The sequence below is a fragment of the Gymnodinialimonas sp. genome, from assembly GCF_059726805.1.
Genome location: NZ_AP041059.1, coordinates 1117655 through 1142717 on the forward strand (window position 1 = coordinate 1117655; position 25063 = coordinate 1142717).

Sequence of the window (25063 nt, forward strand, 5' to 3'; positions counted from 1 at the left end):
ACCTGCGACGCTTACCGGAACAGCCGTTCGACGCGGAAATGGCCCAACGCTGGACCGGCCCATTGCTCGGACACCCAGGCAAAGCCCGAGCCGTCGACCCAATAGCGATTCTCAAACCCATGCTCGCCTGTGGGATCGCGGTAGCAGGTCTCTGTGACACGGGTCAGGGTCCGGGCCTGGCCAAAGATCGCGATCCGTTCCGAGCCTTCGCGCGCGATCTCGCAGCGGAAGGTGGTTTGGCGCTGCTCCAGATCGCCCTCGACATGGACGTAGAGCCGGGACACCACGCCGGAACGGCCGTGCACCAATGCTGCCCGTGTGTCGGCGATATCGGCGGCGTAAAGATCGGTCCCCGCCCCGCGCGTGGCGCGCAAAACGCCTTCTCGGCTTAGGGTGACCGTCGCCCCGCCATCGCCTTGCCAGGTCTCATTCGGGCCGTTGGTCGCCATGCGGACCATGGTCACGCCGGGGCCGCTGGCGGCGCGCTCCAGCAGGATCAGCGGCAGGCCCGCCTGATTGATGATGTCGCGGGTCAGTACCTGGCGCGGGTCAATCGCGGGCGGGGCCTCGGCCTCGCGCCCCAACACGCCGCCCACGGCCCCTTGGGCCAGGCCGCGCACGGCCCCCAGAAGCGGGTCATTGGCCGAGGTGCCACAGGCCGACAGGGTCGCGGCCGCAAGAAGTGCGGCCAAGCAGGCTCTTACCGCCATATCATCGCCTCCGTGTCTTCCAACCGCGGACGGGTGTAATCGATCACCAGATCATGCAAGCGGCCCTCCACTTCCACCCGTGCGCCGCCATCGCGCAGGACCGGCTGGATCAGCACCTCCGACGTGCGCTGGTTGGAGGTGCCCAGGAACCAGGCGAGGGGGATCGTAAGCTCGATCCCCTTGTCGAAAGAGCCTTCGCCGAAGCTTTCAAACGACACGTCCGTGAAGGTCGCATAGGCCCCCACCCGCCAGCCGTTATCAAACGTCCGGTCCAGCCGGAACGTCGCGCCCCAATCGCCGGCGAGGTAGCGGCCCGCATCGACCTGCAGGTCGAAATCATCGGTCAGACGGTAGTAGGCTGAGACATGGCCGCTGGTGACGTTGTAATCGCGCAGCCCGAAGCCGCCGTCGAATTCCCGCGCCCAGACGTGGTTCAACTCTACCCCCAGCCCCAGCCGCGAATGGGCCGGCTGCCATAGCAATTCGCCCGAAATGCCTGCGTACATCCGCTCCAGATAGCCGAAGCTGACGCGGCTGTAGAGGTTCTCGGCCGGGCGCCCGTAGTGCGCCAGGGTCAGCCGCTCCAGGTAGAAGTCCGACTGTTGGCGGTAGAGCGCGGCGTTGGTGCGCACCACCGGCGGCGGGTTGGGCAGGATGACATCGGCGTTCACGATTTGCGACTCGTCCAGGTTGCCGCCCAGGGCGGCGCGCACGCGGCCCTCGGCCACAAAGCCACCGCCAAAGCGGTATTCGGCCTGGGCCTGAATGCCGCCGTTCAGCAGGATCGGGTTGTCGGGGTCGAAGATCGAGCCTTCCAGATAGGGGCCGATGCCCCAGGTGAAGCGCGAGCGCGGCACCGTTACCTCCAGGCCCACGGGGTCGGCGACGGACCGCGCGTCCTCCACCTCGGCCACGGCGAGGGCCAGTTCAGCGCCACCAGGATCAAACTCCAGCAATTCAAGATCCGTGCGCGAAATCCGGACCCGCGTCGTGTCGATCCCTTCGACCACGAAGATCACTTCGAACACTTCCACCGAGGGCGGCAGCGCCGCGCTCATGGCGCGCAGAACCCGGCCCAAGGCCTGGGACGTGTGGTTGTACTGGCTGTTGCGCACCCGGATCGTGGCCCGGTGCGCATCCATCGTCAGGTTGTCCAGATGCAGGCCCTGATCCTCGAACAGCAATGCAAAGCTGTCGCGCAGGACCTCGGCGCCGCCCGGTTGGCTGACCCAATTGGTGTCATAGGGTGTGGCCTGGGGCGCCCGTACCGCAAGGGGCCTGGGCGCGGGATCGCCCGAGCTGGTGGGCACCGGCGGCCGGTGCGGGTTCAGGGTCATCGCCAGCGAAATGCCGAAGGTGTCACCGCCAAGCACATAAGCCCCGCCTCGGATCCCGTTGGAGATCTGGTAGGTGGCACCAAAGTTGAACGGAGAGCTGGCGTCAATCAACCCGTCCGCCGTCTCAATGGTGTAGGTGTCCGAGGAGTATTCCAGCTGCAACCGCAGCCGGTCCGTCGCTTGCCATTCAATCCCGCCAAACACCGCCGCGTCACCGCGGAAGAACTGGTCGAAGTTTACTGTGCCGCCGTTGCCGACGTCCCGGGCCGGGCGGGTCTCGAACCGGTCGTCAAAAACGCCAAGGGGGTTCGAGAAGCCGTCGCGTTCGCCCAGGCGGCCCCAGCCCAGGCCGGCCGTCACGGCCACCTGGTCACGCGCGCCGAAATGGCGTGTCGCAACGATATATTCGCCGCCGTAAACCCCCGTGCCCGCGATGTCCCGAATGCCGATCGCGACCGCCGGGGACCAGCCCCAGGTCTCTTCATCCAGCGCCTGCCAGTGGAGGTCGAAGCTGCGGTCAAAGAAAAGCTCTCGGTCGCCCGCGATTGCCAGATCAATTCCCGAATACCGAAAGGTCGCCGTCACATTCGGCAGCACCTGAAACGACAGCGTGCCGCGGTTGCCCGCCGCCGAGGTCGATACGGTGAAACCCAACTCGCCGTCCGGCATGGTGTTTGCCGTGGGCATGTCAATCAATCCAGGAAGGCCGTAGCTGTTCAGCGTCGGGCGGCCTGAAAGACTTTGCGCCTCATCGGCATGGCCCGGAACCGCGAACGCACACGCTGCCAAACCAACCCGAAAATAGAGGCGCATCCCAGTCATCAATCATCAGCTTCCTGAAGGGCAATTACTTGTATCAAGTCATACCCAAGCCAGGGGCAAACCAAAAGGACAACGCTCGGCTTGGGCGTATCCAAGCCGAGGCCGATGCAGACACGCCACGGAACAGGGGTATCTAGGTGACCGCGCAGGGAAGGTGAGCAGAGGCGGGAAGGGTGGCATAGGTGACGCCCGTGATGTTGTGGGCACCTGTTGATTTTCCATGCCTTTCAATGGCTTGGCGGATGGCTGCGTCGCTGAGGTAGGGGCGCAAAGCGTCCAGGTCCAGCAGTTTTCGGTTGGCAGATGTCGCTTGCGGAGGGGTAGGTGTGGTGTCCGGCCCATGATTTATCGCAGCATCTGGTTGCACCCCGTGCCGGATTGGTCCGTAAGGATTCGCGGGGTCCGGAACGGCGCGCAAAAGCGCCTCGGACAGGGCGGCGCGGGCGCGGGTCAGCGCGGCCTCCTGTTCCTTGAACGTGGCCTCCAGGCGGCGCAGATCCTCGCGCAAGCGGGCCGTTTTGCGCAGGCGGGCCTGCGCAATGTCGTTTTGGAGGGCCGCCAGATGATCAAGGGCTGACGCGGCGCGCGCCTGGGTGAGGGACGCGTCGCCGCAGAGCGCCTTGGCCCGGCGGCAGTAGGGACCGGCACGGGAGGCCAGCCGGGCGGTGGTGTCGAGCGGTTCGATCGGGGACATGTCATTGGGCATGTCCAAGGGTCGCGCGATTCCAGTTAACGGATGGTTACCAAAATCCGCTCAAACCGCCGGGGTTTGGCCGCAGGTGCGGAACGCCTCAACCTCGGAAGCTGCACCATCAAGCGACACACGCACAGTCAGCGCCCCGGAAGTGGCCGCGGCAGTCTCGTTGAACTGCAACCCGTCCAGGACGTTGCCGAACCCCCGGTCCGAGACGCTCAAGGTGTTGAGATCGGGGGACAAAACGTGGCGGTCCGTGCGGATGGTGTTGGGTCGGGGGCCGTCAAACGTCATGGTGAACTGGGGCGCAACGGGCCAGGGCTCGGCGCCCGAGACGGCAATGGTGTAAAGCGGCACGCTGCGGTCGTAGGTCAGCCGCATGGCCGTGTCGCCCTCGGTATGGGTCAAGGTGCAAAGACGCCCGTCAACGCCCGCCTCCCAGGCGGTGGCGGCGGGTGCATGAAGCAGCAGGGCAATGGACAGGACGATCCGGGACATGGGGCAAAGGGTGGTCCGGGCGGCCCAAAAAGCAAGGGGCGCGATGCAGGTCCACCCACGTACATCTCTCGCGCCGCCATTCAGAACTGGCGAAAATCTGGCCGGGCAGCAGCTCCGGGACCGCAAACCCACACACGCCCCCCCCCGTGCCGCAAAAATGCCATCTGCCGATGCCATCCTCGGCCCATGTCACCACACGGGCCGTTCCGATGCGCACTCCCTTCGTCTTGCTCCTGTTGTCCACCCTCTGCGGGGGAGCGTCCTATGTCCTCGGTGGCCCCACCCTTACGCTGCCCCTGGCCGTTTCGGGCCTGGCAGGTGTTGCCGCGTTTCTTCTGCTGCTCAAAGCGGGGCGGAGCGCCCGGAAAGCGCGCGCCGTGGTCGCGCCCAAGAAGGCCAGGAAGGCCAAGAAGGCATCGCGAGCGGCAAAGCGCACGCCGCGACGTCGCCGCGCCCGGCCTCAACACGTCGTTGTCGACGGCTCCAACGTGATGCACTGGAACGGCGAGGTGCCGCGCCTGGCGACCCTCAAGGAAGTCATCGCCGCGCTCAAACGCCAGGGATACCAACCCGGCGTCATCTTCGACGCCAACGCGGGCTACAAGCTCAGCGACCGCTACCTGGACGACCGCGACTTTGCGAAGCTCCTGAACCTGCCCGGCGACCGCGTTCTGGTGGTCGACAAGGGCGAGCCCGCCGACCCCACGATCCTCGCCGCCGCGCGCGAGTTGGGGGCGAAAGTCGTCACAAACGACCGGTTCCGACACTGGGTAAGGGATTTTCCCGAGGTCCTGGAGGAAGGCCACTTGCTGAAGGGCGGGTTCGAGGATGGCAAACTATGGTTCGACGCGGCGGCCTGAGGGGCGTGACCCTCCAGATCGCGCACCCGATCATGGCGTGCTCAAAGTCCCGTCAAAAAGTCTGTTGACGCAGCCCCCTGTGACACATCACCTTGAGGCTCTTTGTTTTTTCTAAAGAATTGGATTGGTGGCAATGGCCGAATTTACCTCAAAAGATGTCAACGACCCCATCGTTGACATTACGGCGAGCGACCCGTTTTTCAGGGGTTTTGATTTCGCCGGGACGGGCATGGTCCAGTGGCACTCCTTCATCGACATGGATAGCGGGGGGCTGATCGTCTCGAAATGGTCCAACAGCGAGCTGAACATCGCGATGGAGTTCAGGATCGACCCAGAGTCTATGGCAAACGCCCTTCTCGTACGGCAGTTCAGTAATCTGGACGGCCAACTCAACGTCGACCGCCATCTTTTTGTTTCCGTGAAGGGACATGGCGGCGTCTCCACGGGTTTTGGGGGCGGGGGCGGAAAGAATGCCAAGAACAAGGAAACGTGGGAGACGGTGCTGCAGTCGATGTCCGATATGATCGCCAGCGACGGCAAGGTCGACGAAAAGAAGTTCCAGAAACTCGCCGAGAAGGCGGCGAAGCTGGAAGGGCGGGAAAGCGGCGAGCCCAAAGGCCTCAAGCGCGCGTGGCTGTGGCTGATCGGGCGTCTGGAAGAAGACGGCTGCGTGGACCCGGACATCTTCAAGCAAGACGGCGGCATGGGGCGCGTTATGGTGCGCATCGATCTGCCCGCCGAGATGGCCAGCGGCCCCACGACGGAAGAGATGATGGGCCAGGCGATGGACCCCCGCTAAGGGCGAAACGCCGTCTATCGCCGCGCGCTCCCCCGCCGGGCCTTGCCGCCGCGCATACCGCCGCGTCCGGCGGTGCTGCGCCCGCTGGCTTTGCTCGCGTCCTCGACCGCCGCTTCCACCGCCGATTGCCGTGCCAGGGGGTCGTCGGCAATCGCCAGTTCCACGGTTTCCAGCCGCTTGACCTCGTCGCGCAGCCTTGCGGCTTCCTCGAACTCCAGGTTCTCGGCGGCCTTGCGCATCTTGTCGCGCAGGCCCTCCAGGTGGGCGTGCAGATTGGCACCGATCAAGGGCTTTTCGACCTTCGCCGTCACGCGGCTCATGTCGACGTCGCCCTGGTAGACGCCCATCAGAATGTCATCGACATTCTTCTTGATCGTCGCGGGCGTGATGCCGTGTTCTTCGTTATAGGCCAACTGCTTGGCCCGCCTGCGCTCGGTCTCGCGCATGGCGCGTTCCATCGAGCCGGTGATCTTGTCGGCATACATGATCACGCGCCCCTCGGCGTTGCGCGCGGCGCGCCCGATGGTCTGGATCAGCGATGTCTCAGAGCGCAGGAAGCCCTCCTTATCGGCGTCCAGAATGGCCACCAGTCCGCATTCGGGGATGTCCAGACCCTCGCGCAACAGGTTGATCCCGATCAGCACGTCAAACGCGCCCAATCGCAGGTCCCGCAGGATCTCGATCCGCTCCAGCGTGTCGATGTCGGAGTGCATGTAGCGCACGCGGATGCCCTGTTCGTGCATGTATTCCGTCAGATCCTCGGCCATGCGCTTGGTCAGCGTCGTGACCAGCGTACGGAAGCCGTCGGCGGCGACCTTGCGGACTTCGTCCAGCAGGTCATCGACCTGCATCTCGACGGGGCGAATTTCAATGACCGGGTCGATCAGGCCCGTGGGACGGATGACCTGTTCGGTGAACACACCGCCCGCCTGCTCCAGCTCCCACGCGGCGGGGGTGGCGCTGACGAAGACGGATTGGGGCCGCATCGCGTCCCATTCCTCGAACTTCAGGGGGCGGTTATCCATGCACGACGGCAGGCGGAAGCCGTGCTCGGCCAGGGTCATCTTGCGCCTGAAGTCGCCCCGGTACATGCCGCCGATCTGGGGGACGGAGACGTGGCTTTCGTCGGCGAATACAATCGCATTGTCGGGGATGTATTCGAAGAGCGTCGGGGGCGGCTCCCCCGGGGCGCGACCTGTGAGGTAGCGCGAATAGTTCTCGATCCCGTTGCAGACACCCGTGGCCTCCAACATCTCCAGATCGAAGTTCGTGCGCTGCTCAAGCCGTTGGGCTTCCAGCAGTTTTCCCTCGCCCACCAGTTGATCCAGCCGCACGCGCAGCTCTTCCTTGATGCCCTTCATCGCCTGCTGCATCGTGGGCCGCGGCGTCACGTAGTGAGAGTTCGCGTAGACGCGGATCTTCTCGAACGTGCCGGTCTTCTGGCCGGTGAGCGGATCAAACTCGGTGATGCTTTCCAGCTCTTCTCCGAAGAAGCTCAGCTTCCAGGCGCTGTCCTCCAGGTGGGCCGGCCAGACCTCCAGACTGTCGCCCCGGACCCGGAAGGTACCGCGCTGAAAGGCGGCGTCGTTGCGGCGGTATTGCTGCGCGACCAGATCCGCGATCACCTTGCGCTGGTCATACTCGCGGCCCGCGTGCAGGTCCTGGGTCATCGCGCCGTAGGTCTCGACGCTGCCGATACCGTAGATGCACGAGACCGACGCCACGATGATCACATCATCGCGCTCCAACAGCGCCCGGGTGGCAGAGTGGCGCATCCGGTCGATCTGCTCGTTGATCTGCGATTCTTTCTCGATATAGGTGTCGGACCGCGCGACATAGGCCTCGGGCTGGTAGTAGTCGTAGTAGCTGACGAAGTATTCGACCGCGTTGTCGGGGAAGAAGCTTTTGAACTCGCCATAGAGCTGCGCCGCCAACGTCTTGTTGGGCGCCAGGATGATCGCGGGGCGCTGGGTTTCCTCGATCATCTTGGCCATGGTGAAGGTCTTGCCGGTGCCCGTGGCGCCCAGAAGTACCTGATCGCGCTCGCCATTTCGGATGCCCTCGGACAGTTCGGCAATCGCCGTGGGCTGGTCGCCCGCCGCCTCGAACTCGGTCTGCAGCACGAAGGTCTTGCCGCCCTCCATCTTCAGGCGGGCGCGGATGTCATCCACCGCCCGTCCGGTGTCGGGCATCTGTTCGGGCGAGTTGTTATGCATCGTGAAGCCTCCGGGGTTGTCCCATAGAATGGAGCCTTCGCGCGCGGCTGCAAGGGGGCGTGGTGTCAGCTGGTGACAGCATGGTGTCAGGAGGCTGTCGGGGTGGGGGCGGGGCGCGTTAAGGATTTGGCAAGGAAGATGGGCCAATTGGTTAACAAAATAAGGGGAATTGTGCCGATTAAACCTTTGCGCGACTCGGGCGAAGAACGTAAGCAGAACAGGCAAGCAGCAGAAGCGGTTGCCGGCCCCGCGCCGTACCCACCCACCCCTCGCTCCCCACGGCCAGGGCTGGCAACCTCCTTCTCCTCCCCTCCCATCGCGATCCCCCAAACAGCGCAACCCGTGCTAAGCTGCCGCCATTCCTGATGGAGGCCCTTGCCATGCGCCTAGCCTGCGCCGCGCTTTTCGCGCTGTCCCTGCCGGTACTCGCCGATGCGGACCCGCCCCGCCCCTTCACAGAGGGTCCGGTGCAGATCAGCGGCCCGGCCGAGGTTGTCTTCGACTGGACAACCGACCGCTGCGAAGATCACCATTTCGCCGACCTGCCCGTGCGCGCCTTTCGCGACGCCCAGGGCATCAACCTGATCCTCGGCCATGACATCACCCGCCGAATGCGCGGCCCGGATTTCGACAGCCTGCAGGTGGAATGCGAGATCCTGCTGACCTCCACCCGCGCCCGGCACCCGGACCAATTCGCCGCCATCGAATGGATCGCCGCCCCCTACGCGCAGGGCGACACCATCCACGCGCTTATCCACAACGAATACCAGGGCAACCGTTACCCCGAATGCGAGACGGCGGATTACTTCAGCTGCTGGTACAACACGATCACCTACGCCCGCTCCGACGACGGCGGCGCCACCTTCGGCTACCCCATCGCGCCGCCCGCCCACCTCGTGGCCTCCATTCCTGAGCCCTACGCCCCGGATGAGGGCATCTTCGGCGCCTTCAGCCCCTCGAACATCATCGCCCACGACGGCCACTTCTATGCCTTCATCAAGGTCCAGACCTACCCACTCGGCACCCAGCATACCTGCCTGATGCGCACCGCGACGCTGGAGGACCCCGACAGCTGGCGCTACTTCGATGGCGTGGGCTTCAACGGCCGCTTCGCCGACCCCTACCGCGATGACCTGCGCGCGCTCCGCGCTACCACCTGCACGCCCATCGCCCTGCCACAGATCGCCCAGATGTATGAGGGCGTGAGCTGGAACACGACCCTCAATCGCTTCATCCTCATCGGCACCAGCTCCGACCCATCACGCGACCCCAACCCCTACGGCTTCTACTACGCCCTGTCCGACGACCTGATCACCTGGGACATGCGCGTGCCACTCCTGGAGGCGCGCCTACCCTGGCGCGCGACCGGGCGCGAAACGGTCTACCTCTACCCCACGCTGATCGACCACGACAGCGAGAGCGTGAATTTCGAGACGACGGGCACGACGGCGTACCTCTACTTCACGCGGTTGAATTTCGGCTCCGGGGACCTGGACCGGGATCTGATCCGGATGCCGGTGCGGATTGGCGCCGAGTGAGCGTTCACTTCGCATCGAAGGGCTGTTTCGGGCCCAATGCGGCAGGATGGCTAATGTCGGGTGTTGGGACGGTGGCCAAAATCGTGTCAGATCATATGAAGTTAAGCCAAGGGTTTGCAGCACAAGATTTTCAGCGATTTTGAAGATACTGGCTGCTGTGACAAAGAGGATCGGTCATTTTCACGTAGAGGTTTTCGTGGGGTTTAGTCGCCGGTTGTTCGTACCCGAACAGGTGAGGCGCATGGACATTAGAGCCACAGTGTTCGCGCAGAAATCAAGTGGCGCGTAGTTCCCACGTGGTTTTTGAGAGCTTAATTGCCATCGCTAACGATATCAGGAAGGGCCAAAGCAACAGTATCTTGTACCGTGTGCTCTCGCTTAGCTGAAGAGATTGGATTCTGCGCTGATATTGATGGTCATAGTACATGTTCACTTGGCCGGCAAAGTGGGCACCAGCTATCCAAACTCTTTGTTCGGTAGAACCTTCTTCTAGCTGGCGTTCTCGAAGAACGAACATTGTCTGGACAGCACCTAAAGCCCTACTCAAAAACGCCTCAAAATCTTGATTATTAATTAGATCATCAATGGTCGCATTGTTGTGTATCACTTGAGCTGTCAGGGACCGGTATGGGTCCACAACACTGAGAAAAGCTGCGCAGGTTTCTCTTGCAAGCGCTCTGCTGTCGGTTTCAAGCCCCGCGCTAACAACGGGTAGTGAGTTACAGCTTTGAGATACGTCTCCGATTGCAAAGCCGATTTCTATTATCTGATTCCTCTGTTCACTTCGTATGGTCGCCTCGGACCCCAAAAAAAGAGCGATTACGACTCCAGCCGAACCAATCACATAATAAGGATAGTCGAGGAGTTTGAGAAAAGTATTTGATGGCGGCTTTAAGCAGATCGCCCAAATCTGCCCACATACGATGGCTGCCGCCATGCAAAGCCCCAAAGACCGGATAGAAACTGCGCTATAATTGGCCCAGACGAGCCACGCGAAAACCGGCGTCGCCAAGACCGGAATGATCCATGCTCTAAACATCCCAAGGCTCCTTCAGGTTGCGGGCATCTTCACAGTTGTCGGGCAAAGAGTATCGAGAAGCAACGCGGCGCAGGCTCAATGCGGTCCTCGGAGGCATCCCTCGCCTAGAGGAGAAGAGCGTTTCAGCGTCTGGTTCCGAACATAACCGTTGAGTTCCGCCTAGGGTTTATGACCTCAGCGACAACCACCTTTTTTGACAGCTTCTGATTTCCGGAAGCGGCCATTGGCGCAGCAGCAGCGAAAGCCCCATTCATCGCGCATAGCGGACCTCCGACCGTCGCCGCGGCAATCGCTCCACCCCCTCCCATCCCGCGACAGCTTCGCAGATTGCAAAACGCCGCGCGGCTCCGCATAACACCTCCACCACAAGACCGGAGACCGCCCCATGAGCGCACGCATTTTCAAACCTGCCAAAACGGCCATGTCCTCGGGCACTGCCAAGACCAAGGAGTGGGTGCTGGAGTTCCTGCCCGCCCAGGCGCGCAAGATTGATCCGCTGATGGGCTGGACCTCGTCGTCGGACATGGACAGCCAGGTGCGCTTGCGGTTCGAGACGGCAGAGGCCGCCAAGGCCTATGCCAAGGACCACGGCATCGATGCCGTCGTGCTCAAGCCCAAGACCCGCAAGCCCAACATCCGCCAGGGCGGGTATGGCGAGAATTTTGCCACCGACCGGCGTGGCGCCTGGACCCACTAGGGGATGCAGACGCGCCTCTGTGCCCCCGATGATCCGGCGCTGGCACCGCTCATCGCGCGCCACCGGGCCCACGCGGCCGAGGATTATCCGGCAGAGAGCCAGCACAACATGGATGGCACGACGCTGGCCGCCCAGGGCGTGCGGCTCTTTGTGTCCTGGCTGGACGGGGCCGCCATTGCGATGGGCGGCTGGAAGCCGTTTGGGGCTACCTCTGCCGAGCTGAAATCCATGCACGTGCTGCCCGAGGCCCGCGGCCAGGGCGCGGGCCGTGCCATCGTGGACGCCATCCTCGGCGATGCGCGCGCGGCAGGGCGCCAGGAGATCTTCCTGGAGACCGGCAGCCTCTCACCCCACGCCGCCGCCCGCAGGCTCTACGAGCGCTCTGGCTTCGCCTACTGCCCGCCCTTTGGCGACTACACCGACGACCCCAATTCCGTCTTCATGCACCGCGCGCTCTGAGGCGCATCGGTGTACAGGTTGTGTACAGGGTGTGTACGGCCTGTGCCGGGGCAGAAATAGCGTGATCACCCCACCTAACTCCAAGTGGACGCCCCCGCCGCAAGCCGCTAAACCGCCCCCACGCGGGCCCATAGCTCAACTGGATAGAGCAGCCGACTTCTAATCGGCAGGTTGAGGGTTCGAGTCCTTCTGGGCCCGCCAGGTTTTTATTTTCGCTACCGCCCTTCGGGCTACTTGAGCGCGAGTATGCGCTACCGCCCTTGGGGCTACTTGAGCGCGGTTTGGGCTACCGCCTTTCGGGCTACGCGCTGGCGGGTTTGCCGCAGCACCTTGGGTGCTTTTCACGGGACCCCTCCACGTGACGCGCAGGACGAAAGCGGACCCGAATCGCCTGCTGGCAGACTCCTCAAAATGAACGGGGCGAAAGTGCAACATCCTGCATCAGTGGCGAAATCATGCTTGGAAACAGGTATTTGGCGACTTGTTGCACTAGAAAGTGTCGGCTTTAGAGTGTTCACCGCGCCGTGATGTGTTTATAGTGTCTGCCTATTGGCACTGCCACGCCACATACGATCCTGGGGGATGATCCATGATACGCTCCGAGCTGATTCAAAAGCTTTCCGACGAAAATCCGCACCTCTATCAGCGTGACGTCGAACGGATCGTGAATTCGATTTTCGAAGAAGTCATCGACGCGCTGGCCTCGGGCGACCGCGTTGAATTGCGCGGTTTTGGCGCGTTTTCGGTGAAGAAGCGCGACGCCCGCATCGGCCGCAATCCGCGGACGGGCGAAAGTGTCTCAGTCGAGGAAAAGCATGTGCCTTTCTTCAAGGCTGGGAAACTGCTACGCGACAGACTGAATGGTCACGAAGGCTAAACGGCTCGGTCCTTTGAGGCCGATAGGGCCTTAAATGGTGTCGAGGGGGATGCTTTGAAAATTCTGCGATTGGTCAAACTACTGTTCTTGGCGCTGGTCCTTGTGGCGCTGGTGTTCCTGTTTTTCGCCAACAATGAACCGGTCACGCTGAACCTGATGCCCGATGTCATGGCGGCTGCCACGGGCATGCAGAACGAATACACGCTGCCGCTGTTCATCGTGGTGACGGGCGCGCTGGTTCTGGGCATCATCGTGGGCTTCGTGCTGGAGTGGCTGCGCGAGCACCGCTTCCGGGCCGAGGCCAAGACCCAGCGCCGTGAAGCGAACCGCCTGAACCAGGAAGTGGCCGCGATGAAGGGCCGCAAGGGTGACAGCCAGGACGACGTATTAGCCATCCTGGATGACGCCGACGCCGCGCGCTGATCCGGTGTCTGACATCGCGATCAAGTTTTGCGGGCTGAGCCGATCTGAGGACGTGGCGGCAGCAGCGGAGGCGGGCGCCCGATACGTGGGTTTCGTGTTCTTTCCAAAGTCTCCGCGCAATGTCTCGCTCGCGCAGGCCCGCGCCCTGGCGCTGGAGGTGCCGCCCGGCATCGCCAAGGTCGCGCTTACCGTGAACGCAGATGACGCCCTGCTGGACGAGATCGTGGGCGAGGTGCCGCTGGATATGCTGCAACTTCACGGGGCCGAGACGCCCGAGCGGGTGGCCGAGGTTCGGGCGCGCTACGGCTTGCCGGTGATGAAGGCGATTGCGATTTCGCAGGCCTCGGACCTGGACGCGATTGACGCTTATTCCGCCGTCGCCGATCAGCTGTTGATCGACGCCAAGCGGCCCAAGGGGTCGGACCTGCCCGGGGGCAATGGCGTGACGTTTGACTGGACGCTTCTTGCGGAGCGCAAGTATTGGACGGTGCCCTGGATGCTGGCCGGTGGCCTGACCCAGGACAACGTGGCCGAGGCGATCCGCGTGACGGGGGCGCGGCAGGTGGACCTGTCCTCGGCCATTGAATCGGCGCCGGGCGTGAAAGACGCCGCAAAAATGCGGGCGTTTTCGCAGGCCTTAACCGATCAATAACCAGTTTGGGGCAGCATGACCCCATGGCGATGAACCTTCCCGATCACCTCACACCCGAGGTCTGGCTGAACCAAGTGCTGTCCTCTGGCGAGGCGCGCAAAGGCGGTGTGGTCAAGCGGCAGATCCGCGACGTGGAACGGCTCGTGGGGCGGGACGCCTTCCTCGCGGAAGTCGAACGGCGCGGGTTTCAGGCCGTGCAGAACGGGCGCCACTATGTGATCTTCTGCAACGGCTTGCCCCTCCGTCGCGCGCGGGCGGACAGCGGGCTTTCGAAAGACCGCCCTTAGGCCCGCGCACGCGGGCCTGTCACGCGGTTTGCAAACCGCGTGGAGCAAGGCCTTTCGAAAGGCCTTGCCCTTGCCCAACCCCTACCGTCGCGCTACCCCTCCTTCCAACGCGAAGGGGAGCAAGACCATGCCGGACGATCTTTTGAACAGCTTCATGACGGGCCCGGACGAAAAAGGCCGGTTCGGGGACTTTGGCGGGCGGTTTGTGTCCGAGACATTGATGCCGCTGATCCTGGAGCTGGAAAAGCAATACGAGCACGCGAAGACCGACGACAGCTTCTGGGCCGAGATGCATGACCTCTGGACCCACTATGTCGGCCGCCCCTCGCCGCTGTATTTCGCGGAACGGCTGACGGAACGTCTGGGCGGCGCGAAGATCTACCTCAAGCGCGATGAGCTGAACCACACCGGCGCCCACAAGATCAACAACGTGTTGGGCCAGATCATTCTGGCGCGGCGCATGGGCAAGAGCCGGATCATCGCCGAGACGGGCGCGGGGCAGCACGGGGTGGCGACGGCGACGGTCTGTGCGAAGTTCGGGTTGAAGTGCGTGGTTTACATGGGCGCGACGGATGTGGAGCGGCAGGCGCCGAACGTGTTCCGGATGAAGCTTTTGGGCGCGGAGGTGGTGCCGGTGACCTCGGGCCGCGGGACGTTGAAGGATGCGATGAACGATGCTTTGCGCGACTGGGTGACCAATGTGCGCGACACGTTCTATTGCATCGGAACGGTCGCGGGGCCGCATCCCTATCCGGCGATGGTGCGGGATTTCCAGGCGATCATCGGCAAGGAAGCCAAGGAACAGATGATGGCGGCAGAGGGCCGTCTGCCCGATACGCTGATCGCCGCGATTGGCGGCGGGTCGAACGCGATGGGGCTGTTCTTTCCGTTTCTTGACGACAAAGAGGTCAACATCATTGGGGTTGAGGCGGGGGGCCATGGCGTGGATCAGAAGATGGAGCATTGTGCCTCTTTGACCGGGGGGCGGCCTGGTGTGCTGCATGGGAACCGGACGTATCTGTTGCAGGATGACGACGGGCAGATCCTGGAAGGGCACTCGATCTCGGCGGGGCTGGATTATCCGGGCATCGGGCCGGAGCATGCCTGGTTGCACGAGATTGGCCGGGCAAAATATGTCTCGATCACCGATAAAGAGGCGCTCGACGCGTTTCAGTTGAGCTGTGAGACGGAGGGTATTATTCCGGCGCTGGAGCCGTCCCACGCGCTGGCCCATGTCGCGAAAATCGCGGGGGATCTGCCGAAGGATCACCTGATCTGCATGAATATGTGCGGACGGGGCGACAAGGATATATTTACCGTCGCCCGCGCCTTGGGGTGGGACATGGTGGGGGCCTGATTGTGACCTGCTCAAGCTTGAGCAAGCCTCTATCCCATTGATAAAAAACGAAAATGAGAAACGTTAACCTTTGAGCACCGGCTCTCGGCCGCCGATCAGGTGTCGGCGCCGATGGCGTGGCTTTCCAGCATTTCCATCGGAATGACCTCCAGCGCGCGTTTGTGGGTGGCTTCCAGGTTCACCAGGGGGGCGGCGCCCTCTTCGGCGGCTTGCATCCAGCGCGAGGCGCAGACGCACCAGCCGTCGCCGGGTTTGAGGCCGGGGAACCCGTATTCCGGGCGCGCTGTGGACAGGTCATTGCCGACATACTTGGAGAACGCCAGAAACTCTGCCGTCATCACGCAGCACACGGTGTGAGATCCGCGATCCTCTGCGCAGGTTTCGCATGCGCCGTCTCGGAAAAACCCGGTCAGAGGGTCTGAGGAGCACATTTGCAACGCCTCTCCGAACACATTGAGAGAGGGGTCTTTGGGAAACGTCATGGTCTGGGTGCCTCCGAGCGTGTGGAGGTCGTTCGCCTGTCAGCCTATGCCAGAAGCGGCCTCGGGCGAAAGCGCATTCTGCCAGTCTATCCAGGCCCCATGAAACTCAACGCGCGCCAAAGCGACCCGAAGCGGCGTGCCGCCGGTCCAGAGCGTTGCTGCAAGACCTGCGCCGGGAGTGGCGTCATCGGCCTCCATCGCCAGGTGCAGGAGCGGGGCGGCGGGCGTGGCGTTTGCCCCTTGGTGAGTGAGCGTGTCTGAGATTGCCGCCCGGGTTTGAGGCGGGAAATATTGCGCCGCGATGGTCGAATAGACGACGTGCAGGCCCTGCCAGGGCTGGGCGAGACGGGTGGCGAGCCAGGGGGCGGCGTCACCGGCATCTACCTTGGTGTCCGAGAGCGAGATGGCGGCGCGGGTGCGCGCCATCCGCTCGGGCTGGTCGGGCCAGATGTAGGCCTGCAGGCGCAGGGCATCGGCGGGGTCTTTGGGGTCCAGCGGCGTGAGGTCGACGCCCGCGCGGTCGGTCACGGTGAAGGGATGCGGCGTGGGGAAGGGGCCGGTCCACTTTGGGGCGAGGCGCACGGGGCTTTGGGGCGCGACGTGAAGGCCGCGGCCCATCGAGAGGGCGAAACGGTCCAGCGAGAGGTTGAGGCCGGCGCTGGCGCCGAGTTCCGAGAGCGTGACGGGGTGGGGACCCGTTTGACCGAGCGCCCACCAGATGCCTGCGATGATGGCGGCGGCGCGGCGTACCTCGTTGGTTTGGGGCGGGCGGTCGAGCCAGGCCATGATGCGGGGCGCGTGGGTGGTGAGGGTGGTTTCGATGGCCTGCCAGAGCGTGTCGTCGTCCACGGTGTGGGGCGGGTAGGCGGCGATGAGGGCGGGGGCGCTGCCGTCAAGGACCAACCCGTGGAGCGCGCCCGCCAGACGCAGCGGCACGGATTGGGCGGCGGCGCTGACGTCCCCTTCCCAGGCCAGGCAACGCGCGCCGACCGTGGTGCTGGCGTTAAGGCGGGTGCCGATCAGGGGCATCAGGCGGGCCATGAAGGGCGAGCCGAGTTTGGCGGTGACCTCGCCCTGGCGGGCGAAGGCGGCGCGCAGGCGGTCGCTCATCGGAACTTGTCGGCGAGCTTTTGCAGGGCGCTGCGGGTGTCTTGCGGTTCGGGCTTCGGCCTCTCTTCGTTGTCGCCCCCTTGGGGCGCCGCCTCCTCGCGAACGTCTCTGCGGGGCGGCCCCTCCTCGCTATCGCCCCTCTGGGGCGAACGCTCCTCGCAGCTGTCTTTTGCCTTCGGCTTGGAGGTGGAGGAGGGGGGCGGGGCGGTGCGCAGGGCGACCGCGTTGAGGAATTTGCCGCTGTCGCCCTTGGCCAGATGGGCGGCGCCGTCCGAGAGGCCGCGCAGGACATCGTCGAGCCAGCCCTGGTCCGCTTTGGCGAAGTCGTTGAGCACGTAGCCCGGCACCCGGTCCTTGTGGCCGGGGTGGCCGACGCCCAGGCGCACGCGGTCGTAGTGCGGCCCGATGTGCTGATGGACCGAGCGTAGACCATTGTGGCCCGCGTGCCCGCCGCCCGCCTTGACGCGGACCTTGGCGGGGGCGAGGTCAATCTCATCTTGGAAGACGGTGATGTCGGTGGGCTCAAGCTTGTAGAAGCGCATCGCCTCGCCGATGGACTGGCCGGAGAGGTTCATGAAGGTCGTGGGTTTGAGCAGCAGGACCTTCTCGCCGCCGAGGTTGCCTTCGGTGAGCATACCCTGGAACTTACTGCGCCAGGGCGCGAAGCCGTGGTCCTCGGCGATGCGGTCAACCGCCATCCAGCCGATGTTGTGGCGGTTGCCCGCATATTTCGCGCCCGGATTGCCCAGGCCCACCCAAAGCTGCATGTTCGCCTCCTGAAGACCCCTTCTGATAGGGCGCGGCGGGTCATTTGCCAAGGTGTCGGGGCCTGTGGCAGGCTGCGCGCAAAGGGGACATCCGATGGACGATTTACCGGACATGATGCGCGCGCTGGTCCTGCACGGGCCGGGCGAGCGCTTGGTCTATGACGAGGTGCCGCGCCCGAAGCCCGGCGTCGGAGAGGTACTGGTGCGGGTCGCGGCCTCGCCGATCAACCCGTCTGACCTGGCGATGTTGGCGGGCGAATACGGGCTGCGCTGGCCCTATCCGCTGATCCCGGGCCTGGAGGGTTCGGGTGTTGTGGTGGAGGCGGGCTCGGGCGTGTTGGGGCGCATGGCGGTGGGCAAGAACGTGGCCCTGGTGGGCGAGACCCAGGGGTTGTGGGCGGAATATGTGGTGGTGCCTGCGAACCGGGTGTTGCCGCTGCCCAAGGAGGTGTCGCTGGGCGTGGGGGCGAGCAGTTTCGTGAACCCGATGACCGCGCTGGCGCTGGTGAGCGAAGTGCGCAAGGCCAAGCAGTGGAGCGCGATTTCAACGGCGGCAGGCGGCGCGTTGGGGGCGATGATCCGCAGGCGCGGCAAGGAGAAGGGGGTCAAGATCATCAACATCGTGCGCAAGGCGGCGCAGGTCGAGGCGCTGAAGGACGAGGGCGCGCGGTTTGTGTTGGATGAGACGGCGGCGGATTTCGACGCGGAACTGGCGGAGTTGTGCAAGGATCTGCGGTGCAAGATGGCGTTTGACGCGGTGGGCGGCGCGTTGACCTACCGGGTCGGGCAGGCGCTGCGGGGCGGCGGGCAGATCCTGGTTTATGGCGGCCTGGCGGGGGAGGCGGCGCAGGTGCATCCGGGCACGATGATCTTCAAGGGGTTGACCGTGAAGGGGTTTTGGCTGTCGGAGTGGCTGTCGAGGAAGAAAGCGCCGGAGTTGTTGCTGATGACGCGAGAGGTGACGAAGGGCCTGAAATCGGGCTTTGCACAGACGAAGGTGGCGCGCCATGTGCCGCTGGAACTGGGAGCCTCGGCGCCCGAGGCTTATGCGGGCAACATGAGTGGCGGGAAGATCCTGATCTCGACCGGGGCCTATCCCCTGGGGCTTTGAGGGGGGTGACGTGGGTGCCCTGAAATTGTCTAAATCCGTGGGTAATGCGTGAGATATGACTGAGATGACCCCTCCTTCCGATGTCCTTTACCGCCTGAACGGCGTCGACCTGGGCCTGCCTGCGGGGCTGGCGAACGACTCGATTATCGAGAAGCTGGCCGATGGCAGCTATGAGGGGGATGAGGCGCGCTCGGTCGATCGCTGTGTGCGGCCGGGGTTTCGGGTGTTGGAGCTGGGGGCGGGGCTGGGCTATGTCGGCACGCTGGCGGCGCTGAAGACGGAGCCCGAGAATGTGCTGTCGGTGGAGGCGAACCCGGATCTGTTGCCGGTGATCCGGGCCAATCATGCGCGCAACGGGGTGGGCGATGTCAGCCTGATGCACGGCGCTGTTGTGGGCCATGCGGAAGACGGCGCGACGGCCAGTTTTCATATTGCTGGCGGGTTCACCGGCTCGCGCCTTGGGGCGAAGGGGGGGCGTCAGGTGGAGGTGCCGCTGATCGGGTTTCACGAGCTGATCCGCGCCCACAGGCCCCATGTGGTGCTGATGGATGTGGAGGGCGCGGAGGCCAGTTATTTCGACCGGCCCTGGAAATGTCCGCTGCGGTTTTGTGTGATGGAGATCCATCCCAAGCAGTATGAGGCGGCGGTGATCAAGAAGATTATCGACCGGATGAGTGCGATGGACATGACCTATGACCCGGTGACGTCGCGCGGCAAGATCCTGGGGTTTCGCAAGGTCTGGGGCGAGACGGCGTAAGCGCGGTTTCACGGGCGCGCGGCAAATGTCGCCGGGCGCGCCCGTGGCGGTCGTGGGATTGAGTTGTATTTAGCAAGATGAAGGAGCGGTCCGCGCGGTTGCGGTGACCGTCAGGCGCGGGTGACGAGGCCCGCGTAGCAGCCGTGGCCCGCGTTGTGGGCGTGGATGTAGCGGATCTTGTCGTTGCTGAGCATGTCGCGGATCGTGGCGTCGGCCTCGGTCCCCGGGACGACGCGGCCGTCTTCGATCTTGTCGGCGGCGTTGAAGCCGCGCAGCGACAGGAGGCGGCGGGTCATGACCTCGGGCACCTCGTCCACGGCGTCGTAGGTGTTGGTCGCGCCTTCGATCACGTAGATCGCATGGCTGGATTGGTAGGGCGAGTTTGCGGGCTGATGCTGGTGGTTCAGAAGCAGGAGCGTTTCGCCGACATCGGCGTCGCGCATCTCGATCCGGTCGGGGTAGGTGTTGGGGGCATGGGCCGTCACACGCTCGGCGCCGTGTTGGGCAAGCTCGGCATCTGACAGGCCGAAGAGGGGGGCGAAGGGGGCGGGCGAGAGCCCGGTGATGCGGTAGGACATGGGTAATACTCCGGTTGGTGTGCGGCCTGTTTTTGCCGCGCAACCGGCGTCCTTGCGACCCGGATGTTGCGGGTTACTCAACCCGGCATGATACCGGAGTGAGTTCGATGAAGAGCGCTCCGAAGCCGTCATTGCTGGCCGGTGTATCGAGCACGGGGCCGATGGTGGTGTCCGGCCAATCCTCCAGACGGGGCACGAAGGCGCGGGGAAGGCGTGTCAGGCCCTCAGAAATTGGCTCGAGCGACGAGATAGTTTGAACCTCCCAGCCACAGCAGGGCGCTGCGGGAAGTACGTGGAAATTTGCCACGATGTGAAGGTCCAGGGACCGCGCTGCATCGTAGAAGCTGCCGATCAGGGCATAGTCGCCGTAGGGGCCCCTGCAGCCCTGGCGCGGCCCGAATTCCGTGGCCTCAGTTATTTCGCCGTCGCACAGGAAAAACAAATCGAAGGCGACGTCGCTCGGCTGAAAAGTCTGCTGGCCCGTCTGATCTTGAAACACGACCGATGTGATCGGGCATTGCCCGAGGTCTTGCGCTTGAGCGCCGGTTGCCATGGCTGCGATGACCGTGAGATTGGCGAGGCTTGGTAAGTACCTGAAGGGCATGGGGCTATCTTTGCGGTCAAATTACACGGCGGGCATCTGTTGGGTGGCGCAGTGGATGCCGCCGCCGACCTCACCCAGGGGATCGACGTTGAGCATCACGACCTCGCGGTCGGGGTAGAGCGCCTCGAGCGTGCGCCGCGCGGCACGGTCGGTGCGGCGGTCGCCGAATTGGGCGGCGATCACGGCGCCGTTGCAGACGTAATAGTTCACGTAGGAGGCCACGAAATCATCGGAGGTGATGCGGGTGTCCCAGGCGTCTTCGATGACGGTCAGGCGCAGGCCTGCGGCCTCCAGTATGTCATGGGTCTCGAACGCCGAGACGGAGAAGGGATCGCGGGCGTCGGGCGCTTCGGGCAGTTGGATCAGCACGTGGCCGGGGGCGACGAAACGGGCCAGCGCGTCGATGTGGTAATCGGTGATATCCAAATCCCGCACGCCGGGGGCCCAGATCATCCGATCCGCGCCGATGGTTTCCAGAATGCCGGCCTCTACCTGGGCGCGGGTCATACCGGGGTTGCGGTTGTCGTTCACCCAGGAGCTTTCGTGGGCGATCACCAGGCCCGCACCGTCCTGTTCCAGCCCGCCCGCTTCGCCGACGACGGGGGAGGGGCGGTAGGGCAGGCCCATCCTCTCGGCCACGCGGGGGGCGATGGCCCCGTCATTGGCGTGGGTCTGCTTGCCGCCCCAGCCGTTGAAGTTGAAGCCGGTCACGGCGCGGTTGCCCGCCCCGTCGAGGACAAACACCGGCCCGCTGTCGCGCGCCCAGAGGTCATCGGTGGGGATATCCCAGACCTCGACATCGCGGGAGAGTTTGCGGGCGGCGGCGGCGCGCGCGGGGGCGGGCATGAGAAGGATCACAGGCTCGAACTCGGCGATGGTGTTGGCGATCTCGGCGATGGTGTCTTGCAGCATGTCGAGGAAGACGCCGTCGGGATGGACCTCGCGGCTGACGGGCCATTGCATGAACGTGGCCTCGTGGCGGTCTTCCTCGGCGGGCATGTGCCAGCGGGTGGGTTGGGCGGAGAGGCCTGTGGCCATCAGCCCGGCGCCCAGGGCGCCCAATGTGGTTCGTCGTGTCATGCGCATCGCCTGTCCCTTCCGTTTGGGGCAGCTTAAAGCAGAAATCCATAAACCTGAATCACTTAACGCTGCCTGAAATCCAAGATTTCAACGCGTTAAGTGATGCGCTGTCTTGCAGGTTAGATGAATTTCGCTCTAAACGAAAATGCGCCGCCCGGCATCCCGGACGGCGCATCGCTTGCGAAAATCGCGAAGGGTTTATTCTTCTTCGTCGCCTGCGGCGGGGACTTCATCGGCTGCCGGTGCGTCCTCATCCTCGGCTTCATTCTCGGCGCTGACGAGGCCGGAAGGCGCGGTCAGGTTGGCGATCACGAAGTCGCGGTCGATGGTGGCTTTGGCGCCTGCGGGCAGGTCCACCGAGGAAATCGTGACGGTGTCGCCGATTTCCAGACCGGTGAGGTCGATGGTGATCTGCTCGGGGATATCACCGGCGGTCACGCGAAGCTCCACCTCGGGGCGGACCATGGTGAGCACGCCGCCCTTCTTGAGGGCGGGGCAGTCATCTTCGCCGACAACTTCGACGGGGATGAACAGGCTGACCTTGGACGTGCGCTTGAGGCGCATGAAGTCCACGTGGGTCGGCAGGTCTTTCACCACGTCGCGCTGCACATTGCGGCAGATCACGCGGACGTCGTCCTGGCCTTCAACCTTCATGTTGAACAGCGTCGACAGGAAGCGCCCGTCCTTGAGGCGTTTGAACAGGACGTTGAAGGGGATGTTGATCGGCAGCGGATCGGTGCCGCCCCCGTAGACGATGCCAGGCACCATGCCATCACGGCGTGCTTGACGAGCGGCCCCCTTGCCTGTCCCCGTCCGTGCCTCAGCGATAAGATCAGGAATCTCACCAGCCATTGGAATTCTCCTAGAGTTATGAGCCGCCTCCAAGGGTGTCGGCTCTGGGTTATCAAGTCCGCGCGTATAGGGGAGGGGCGCGGTTTTGGAAAGCCCCCTCTTGCGCCTTGGTCGGCTCCGTGACAGCGGTGGCGGCCATGTCCGTTTTGTCCGCCCTGTCCCTGTCCCGCCGTCCGTTGGTTGCCTTCATGATCGTGGGCACCTTCTGGGGCAGTTTTGCCGCGCAAGTCCCTGTTTTGAAAGCGGGAATTGAAGCGGATGACGCGTTGTTCGGGTTGATCCTGTTGGGCACGGCGTTGGGGTTGGTGACGACGATGTGGCTGGCGCCGCTGTTTGACCGCTGGCTGGGGGCCTGGGCGATGCCGGTGGCGGGGAGCATCTTTGCCGCCGTGGCAATGGGCCCGGCGCTGGCGCCGTCGCCGGTGTGGTTTTTCGGGGCGATGGTCCTGGCGGGCTACTGCTCGGGCATCCTGGATGTGGTGATGAACGCCCGGGTGTCGGAGTTGGAGGCGCGCCATGGGCGCAGCCTGATGAACGCCAATCACGCCATGTTTTCAGTGGCCTATGCGATATCGGCTGTGTTCACGGGCTTCGCGCGGGAGGCCGGGTGGGACCCGGTGCAGATCTTCAGCGTCGTGGCCCTGTTGATCCTGGTGATGGCCTTGCCGCTACGGATGGCGGTGGAACAGGTGGATCACGAAGCGCGGCGCGCCAACCGATTCCCCTGGGGGCTGGTGGTGCTGTGCGGGGCCATCGTGCTGGTGGCCTTCTTTGTGGAGGCCACGGTGGAGGCCTGGTCGGCGTTGCATATCGAGCGGACGTTGGGCGGGCGCGCGGCGGAGGGGGCGTTCGGTCCGGCGGTGCTGGGCCTGACGATGGCGATTGGCCGATTCTCGGGCCAGGCCCTGACGGAACGGTTCAACGAGCATACGATCATCGTGGTGGGCACGGCGATGGCCAGCACCGGCGCGGTGATCGCGGCGACGGCGGGGTCGCCTGGGATGGCCTATGTGGGCTTTGGCGCCATGGGCTTGGGCATCGCGGCGGTGGGGCCGGTGGGCCTGGCGATTGTGGGCCGCATGGTGCGGCCCGAACACCGCACGGCGGCGGTGGCGCGGGCCGCGGTGATTGGCTTCATGGGGTTTGTGCTGGCGCCGTCGCTGATGGGGTTCGTGTCCGGCGCGGTGGGCTTGCGGTGGGCGTTTGGTGCCGTTGCGGCGGTGGCCCTCCTCGCTCCGCTCCTCGCAGCTTACCTGAGGCGGGCTTACTCCCAGTCGCCCTGAAATCCCTTCGGAATCAGCAGGTTGTCGCGGCTGAGGTTGGCGACGTCACGTTCCCCGCAGAGGCCCATAGAGGTCGAGAGTTCCTTCTGGATCACCTCCAGCGCGTCGGTGACGCCCTGTTGGCCGCGCGCGCCGAGACCGTAGACATAGGCTCGCCCGATCATCGTGCCCGTGGCCCCCATCGCCAGTGCTTTCAGCACGTCTTGGCCCGAGCGGATGCCGCTATCGAGGTGCACTTCGATCTTGTCGCCGACGGCGTCCATGATCGTGGGCAACATGCGGATCGAGGAGAGCGCGCCATCAAGCTGCCGCCCGCCGTGGTTGGAGACGACAATGGCGTCCGCCCCCACGTTGATGGCCTCTTTCGCGTCGTCGGCATCGAGGATGCCTTTCAGGATCACCGGGCCGTCCCACCAGCTGCGGAACTCGCGGATCCGGTCCCAGTCGAGGCTTTGATCAAAGGCCTGGGCCGTCCAGGAACTGAGGGACGAGGGATCATCGACGCCGTCGAGATGCCCCACGATATTGCCGAAGGTGCGCCGTTTCGTGCCCAACATCTCCAGCCCCCAGGGGATCTTGGTCATCATGTTGGCAATGGAAGCAGGCGTCAGTTTGGGCGGCGCAGAGAGGCCGTTCTTGATGTCCTTGTGGCGTTGCCCGAGCAATTGCAGATCGACGGTGATGACGAGTGCCGAGCACTTCGCGTCCTTCGCGCGGGCAAAAAGGCGCTTCATGAAATCATCGTCTTTCAGGGTATAGACCTGAAACCAGAAGGGTTTCTGGGTATGCTCGGCCACGTCTTCGATGGAGCAGATCGACATCGTCGACAGTGTATAGGGCACGCCAAACCGCTCCGCCGCGCGGGCGGCCTTTATCTCTCCATCCGCCGATTGCATGCCGGTCAGCCCAACGGGCGCGAGCGCCACGGGCATGGCGACGTCCTGGCCCACCATCTTGCCCGCCGTCGTGCGCCCGTCCATGTCGCGCGCGATGCGCTGGCGTAGGCGGATCAGGTCGAAATCGGAAGAATTCTCGCGGAACGTCTGCTCGGTCCAGCTGCCGGATTCCGCGTAATCGTAGAACATCTTCGGCACGCGGCGGCGGTAGATCCGCTTGAGGTCTTCGATCTCGGTGATGGGGGGCATGGGGGCGTCCTCGCGATGTGGTAAGTTTT

At 64.0% G+C, this 25063-nt stretch carries 27 protein-coding genes and 1 tRNA gene; 14 read left to right on the plus strand and 14 right to left on the minus strand.

Translation table 11 applies throughout. The annotated features are described in order from the left end of the window. Positions 1 to 11 precede the first annotated feature (11 nt). The 4 genes from AC6I9R_RS05515 to AC6I9R_RS05530 form a co-directional block, all read right to left on the minus strand. Positions 12 to 710, minus strand: coding sequence for a YjbF family lipoprotein (locus AC6I9R_RS05515; RefSeq protein ID WP_461427829.1), 699 nt, complete (start codon positions 708 to 710; stop codon positions 12 to 14). Then, positions 701 to 2860, minus strand: coding sequence for a YjbH domain-containing protein (locus AC6I9R_RS05520; protein ID WP_497863072.1), 2160 nt, complete (start codon positions 2858 to 2860; stop codon positions 701 to 703). Before AC6I9R_RS05520 ends, AC6I9R_RS05515 begins: the two co-directional genes overlap by 10 nt. 142 nt (positions 2861 to 3002) lie before the next feature. After that, positions 3003 to 3563 (minus strand): hypothetical protein, encoded by a 561-nt coding sequence (locus tag AC6I9R_RS05525; RefSeq protein WP_461427830.1) that lies wholly within the window; start codon positions 3561 to 3563, stop codon positions 3003 to 3005. 60 nt (positions 3564 to 3623) lie between these two features. After that, on the minus strand, positions 3624 to 4061 hold the full coding sequence (locus AC6I9R_RS05530; protein WP_461427831.1) for a hypothetical protein: 438 nt from the start codon (positions 4059 to 4061) through the stop codon (positions 3624 to 3626). Between the two features lie 170 nt (positions 4062 to 4231). Here AC6I9R_RS05530 and AC6I9R_RS05535 point away from each other — a divergent pair, with 170 nt between their 5' ends. Continuing rightward, positions 4232 to 4921 (plus strand): NYN domain-containing protein, encoded by a 690-nt coding sequence (locus tag AC6I9R_RS05535; RefSeq protein WP_497863073.1) that lies wholly within the window; start codon positions 4232 to 4234, stop codon positions 4919 to 4921. 133 nt (positions 4922 to 5054) lie between these two features. Next, the gene (locus AC6I9R_RS05540) at positions 5055 to 5720 is read left to right on the plus strand and encodes a hypothetical protein (protein WP_461427833.1); all 666 of its coding nucleotides are present in this window, start codon (positions 5055 to 5057) and stop codon (positions 5718 to 5720) included. A gap of 14 nt (positions 5721 to 5734) precedes the next feature. Here AC6I9R_RS05540 and uvrB read toward each other — a convergent pair whose 3' ends face one another. Continuing rightward, positions 5735 to 7936, minus strand: coding sequence for an excinuclease ABC subunit UvrB (gene uvrB, locus AC6I9R_RS05545; RefSeq protein ID WP_461427834.1), 2202 nt, complete (start codon positions 7934 to 7936; stop codon positions 5735 to 5737). A 380-nt stretch (positions 7937 to 8316) separates the two neighbouring features. Between uvrB and AC6I9R_RS05550 the strand changes: the two genes are divergently transcribed. Then, entirely contained in the window at positions 8317 to 9474 is a 1158-nt protein-coding gene (locus AC6I9R_RS05550; protein WP_461427835.1) for a hypothetical protein, read from the plus strand. Between the two features lie 274 nt (positions 9475 to 9748). Here AC6I9R_RS05550 and AC6I9R_RS05555 read toward each other — a convergent pair whose 3' ends face one another. Continuing rightward, complete coding sequence (locus AC6I9R_RS05555; protein ID WP_461427836.1) at positions 9749 to 10513, minus strand: hypothetical protein; 765 nt, start codon at positions 10511 to 10513, stop codon at positions 9749 to 9751. Between the two features lie 385 nt (positions 10514 to 10898). On the opposite strand from AC6I9R_RS05555, the gene AC6I9R_RS05560 reads away from it, so the two are divergent. From AC6I9R_RS05560 to trpB, 8 genes are all read left to right on the plus strand, one after another. Beyond that, positions 10899 to 11210: an ETC complex I subunit gene (locus AC6I9R_RS05560; protein ID WP_461427837.1), complete on the plus strand. Its 312-nt coding sequence runs from the start codon at positions 10899 to 10901 to the stop codon at positions 11208 to 11210. Positions 11211 to 11213: 3 nt separating this feature from the next. Then, positions 11214 to 11669, plus strand: a complete 456-nt coding sequence (locus tag AC6I9R_RS05565) for a GNAT family N-acetyltransferase (RefSeq protein ID WP_461427838.1) — start codon at positions 11214 to 11216, stop codon at positions 11667 to 11669. A gap of 124 nt (positions 11670 to 11793) precedes the next feature. Next, positions 11794 to 11870: transfer RNA gene (locus tag AC6I9R_RS05570), tRNA-Arg, on the plus strand. 388 nt (positions 11871 to 12258) lie between these two features. Further along, a complete protein-coding gene (gene ihfB, locus AC6I9R_RS05575) occupies positions 12259 to 12546 on the plus strand; it encodes an integration host factor subunit beta (protein WP_068363340.1) in 288 nt (95 codons plus the stop codon). 69 nt (positions 12547 to 12615) lie between these two features. Next, on the plus strand, positions 12616 to 12969 hold the full coding sequence (locus tag AC6I9R_RS05580; RefSeq protein ID WP_461427839.1) for a LapA family protein: 354 nt from the start codon (positions 12616 to 12618) through the stop codon (positions 12967 to 12969). Continuing rightward, positions 12947 to 13621 carry a phosphoribosylanthranilate isomerase gene (locus AC6I9R_RS05585; RefSeq protein WP_461427840.1) on the plus strand — a complete coding sequence of 225 codons (675 nt, stop codon included), beginning with the start codon at positions 12947 to 12949 and terminating at the stop codon, positions 13619 to 13621. The genes AC6I9R_RS05580 and AC6I9R_RS05585 overlap by 23 nt, the downstream gene beginning before the upstream one ends. A gap of 23 nt (positions 13622 to 13644) precedes the next feature. Further along, complete coding sequence (locus AC6I9R_RS05590) at positions 13645 to 13908, plus strand: N-(5'-phosphoribosyl)anthranilate isomerase (RefSeq protein WP_461427841.1); 264 nt, start codon at positions 13645 to 13647, stop codon at positions 13906 to 13908. A gap of 127 nt (positions 13909 to 14035) precedes the next feature. Next, complete coding sequence (gene trpB / locus AC6I9R_RS05595) at positions 14036 to 15265, plus strand: tryptophan synthase subunit beta (RefSeq protein WP_461427842.1); 1230 nt, start codon at positions 14036 to 14038, stop codon at positions 15263 to 15265. Between the two features lie 95 nt (positions 15266 to 15360). Here the strand turns inward: trpB and AC6I9R_RS05600 are convergent, their stop codons facing one another. The 3 genes from AC6I9R_RS05600 to pth are packed head-to-tail and all read right to left on the minus strand — an operon-like array spanning position 15361 to position 17624. After that, complete coding sequence (locus AC6I9R_RS05600) at positions 15361 to 15747, minus strand: DUF2237 family protein (RefSeq protein WP_461427843.1); 387 nt, start codon at positions 15745 to 15747, stop codon at positions 15361 to 15363. Positions 15748 to 15786: 39 nt separating this feature from the next. Further along, positions 15787 to 16857, minus strand: a complete 1071-nt coding sequence (locus AC6I9R_RS05605) for a DUF2332 domain-containing protein (RefSeq protein ID WP_461427844.1) — start codon at positions 16855 to 16857, stop codon at positions 15787 to 15789. After that, on the minus strand, positions 16854 to 17624 hold the full coding sequence (pth, locus tag AC6I9R_RS05610) for an aminoacyl-tRNA hydrolase (RefSeq protein WP_461427845.1): 771 nt from the start codon (positions 17622 to 17624) through the stop codon (positions 16854 to 16856). Before pth ends, AC6I9R_RS05605 begins: the two co-directional genes overlap by 4 nt. A 94-nt stretch (positions 17625 to 17718) precedes the next feature. Between pth and AC6I9R_RS05615 the strand changes: the two genes are divergently transcribed. Together AC6I9R_RS05615 and AC6I9R_RS05620 are read left to right on the plus strand one after the other, a co-directional pair. Beyond that, positions 17719 to 18735 carry an alcohol dehydrogenase catalytic domain-containing protein gene (locus tag AC6I9R_RS05615; RefSeq protein WP_461427846.1) on the plus strand — a complete coding sequence of 339 codons (1017 nt, stop codon included), beginning with the start codon at positions 17719 to 17721 and terminating at the stop codon, positions 18733 to 18735. A gap of 55 nt (positions 18736 to 18790) precedes the next feature. Then, entirely contained in the window at positions 18791 to 19492 is a 702-nt protein-coding gene (locus AC6I9R_RS05620) for an FkbM family methyltransferase (protein WP_461427847.1), read from the plus strand. 110 nt (positions 19493 to 19602) lie between these two features. On the opposite strand, the gene AC6I9R_RS05625 is transcribed toward AC6I9R_RS05620, so the two are convergent. The 4 genes from AC6I9R_RS05625 to AC6I9R_RS05640 all read right to left on the minus strand — a co-directional run bounded on the left by AC6I9R_RS05625 (position 19603) and on the right by AC6I9R_RS05640 (position 22606). Further along, positions 19603 to 20070 carry a DUF1203 domain-containing protein gene (locus tag AC6I9R_RS05625; RefSeq protein WP_461427848.1) on the minus strand — a complete coding sequence of 156 codons (468 nt, stop codon included), beginning with the start codon at positions 20068 to 20070 and terminating at the stop codon, positions 19603 to 19605. Between the two features lie 73 nt (positions 20071 to 20143). Continuing rightward, positions 20144 to 20674 (minus strand): hypothetical protein, encoded by a 531-nt coding sequence (locus AC6I9R_RS05630; protein WP_461427849.1) that lies wholly within the window; start codon positions 20672 to 20674, stop codon positions 20144 to 20146. Positions 20675 to 20695: 21 nt separating this feature from the next. Continuing rightward, a complete protein-coding gene (locus AC6I9R_RS05635) occupies positions 20696 to 21754 on the minus strand; it encodes an agmatine deiminase family protein (protein ID WP_461427850.1) in 1059 nt (352 codons plus the stop codon). Between the two features lie 198 nt (positions 21755 to 21952). Beyond that, positions 21953 to 22606, minus strand: coding sequence for a 50S ribosomal protein L25/general stress protein Ctc (locus AC6I9R_RS05640; RefSeq protein ID WP_461427851.1), 654 nt, complete (start codon positions 22604 to 22606; stop codon positions 21953 to 21955). Positions 22607 to 22743: 137 nt separating this feature from the next. On the opposite strand from AC6I9R_RS05640, the gene AC6I9R_RS05645 reads away from it, so the two are divergent. Beyond that, positions 22744 to 23889 carry an MFS transporter gene (locus AC6I9R_RS05645; RefSeq protein ID WP_497863074.1) on the plus strand — a complete coding sequence of 382 codons (1146 nt, stop codon included), beginning with the start codon at positions 22744 to 22746 and terminating at the stop codon, positions 23887 to 23889. On the opposite strand, the gene AC6I9R_RS05650 is transcribed toward AC6I9R_RS05645, so the two are convergent. Next, complete coding sequence (locus AC6I9R_RS05650; protein WP_461427853.1) at positions 23871 to 25034, minus strand: alpha-hydroxy acid oxidase; 1164 nt, start codon at positions 25032 to 25034, stop codon at positions 23871 to 23873. The genes AC6I9R_RS05645 and AC6I9R_RS05650 overlap by 19 nt on opposite strands. Positions 25035 to 25063: the final 29 nt, after the last annotated feature.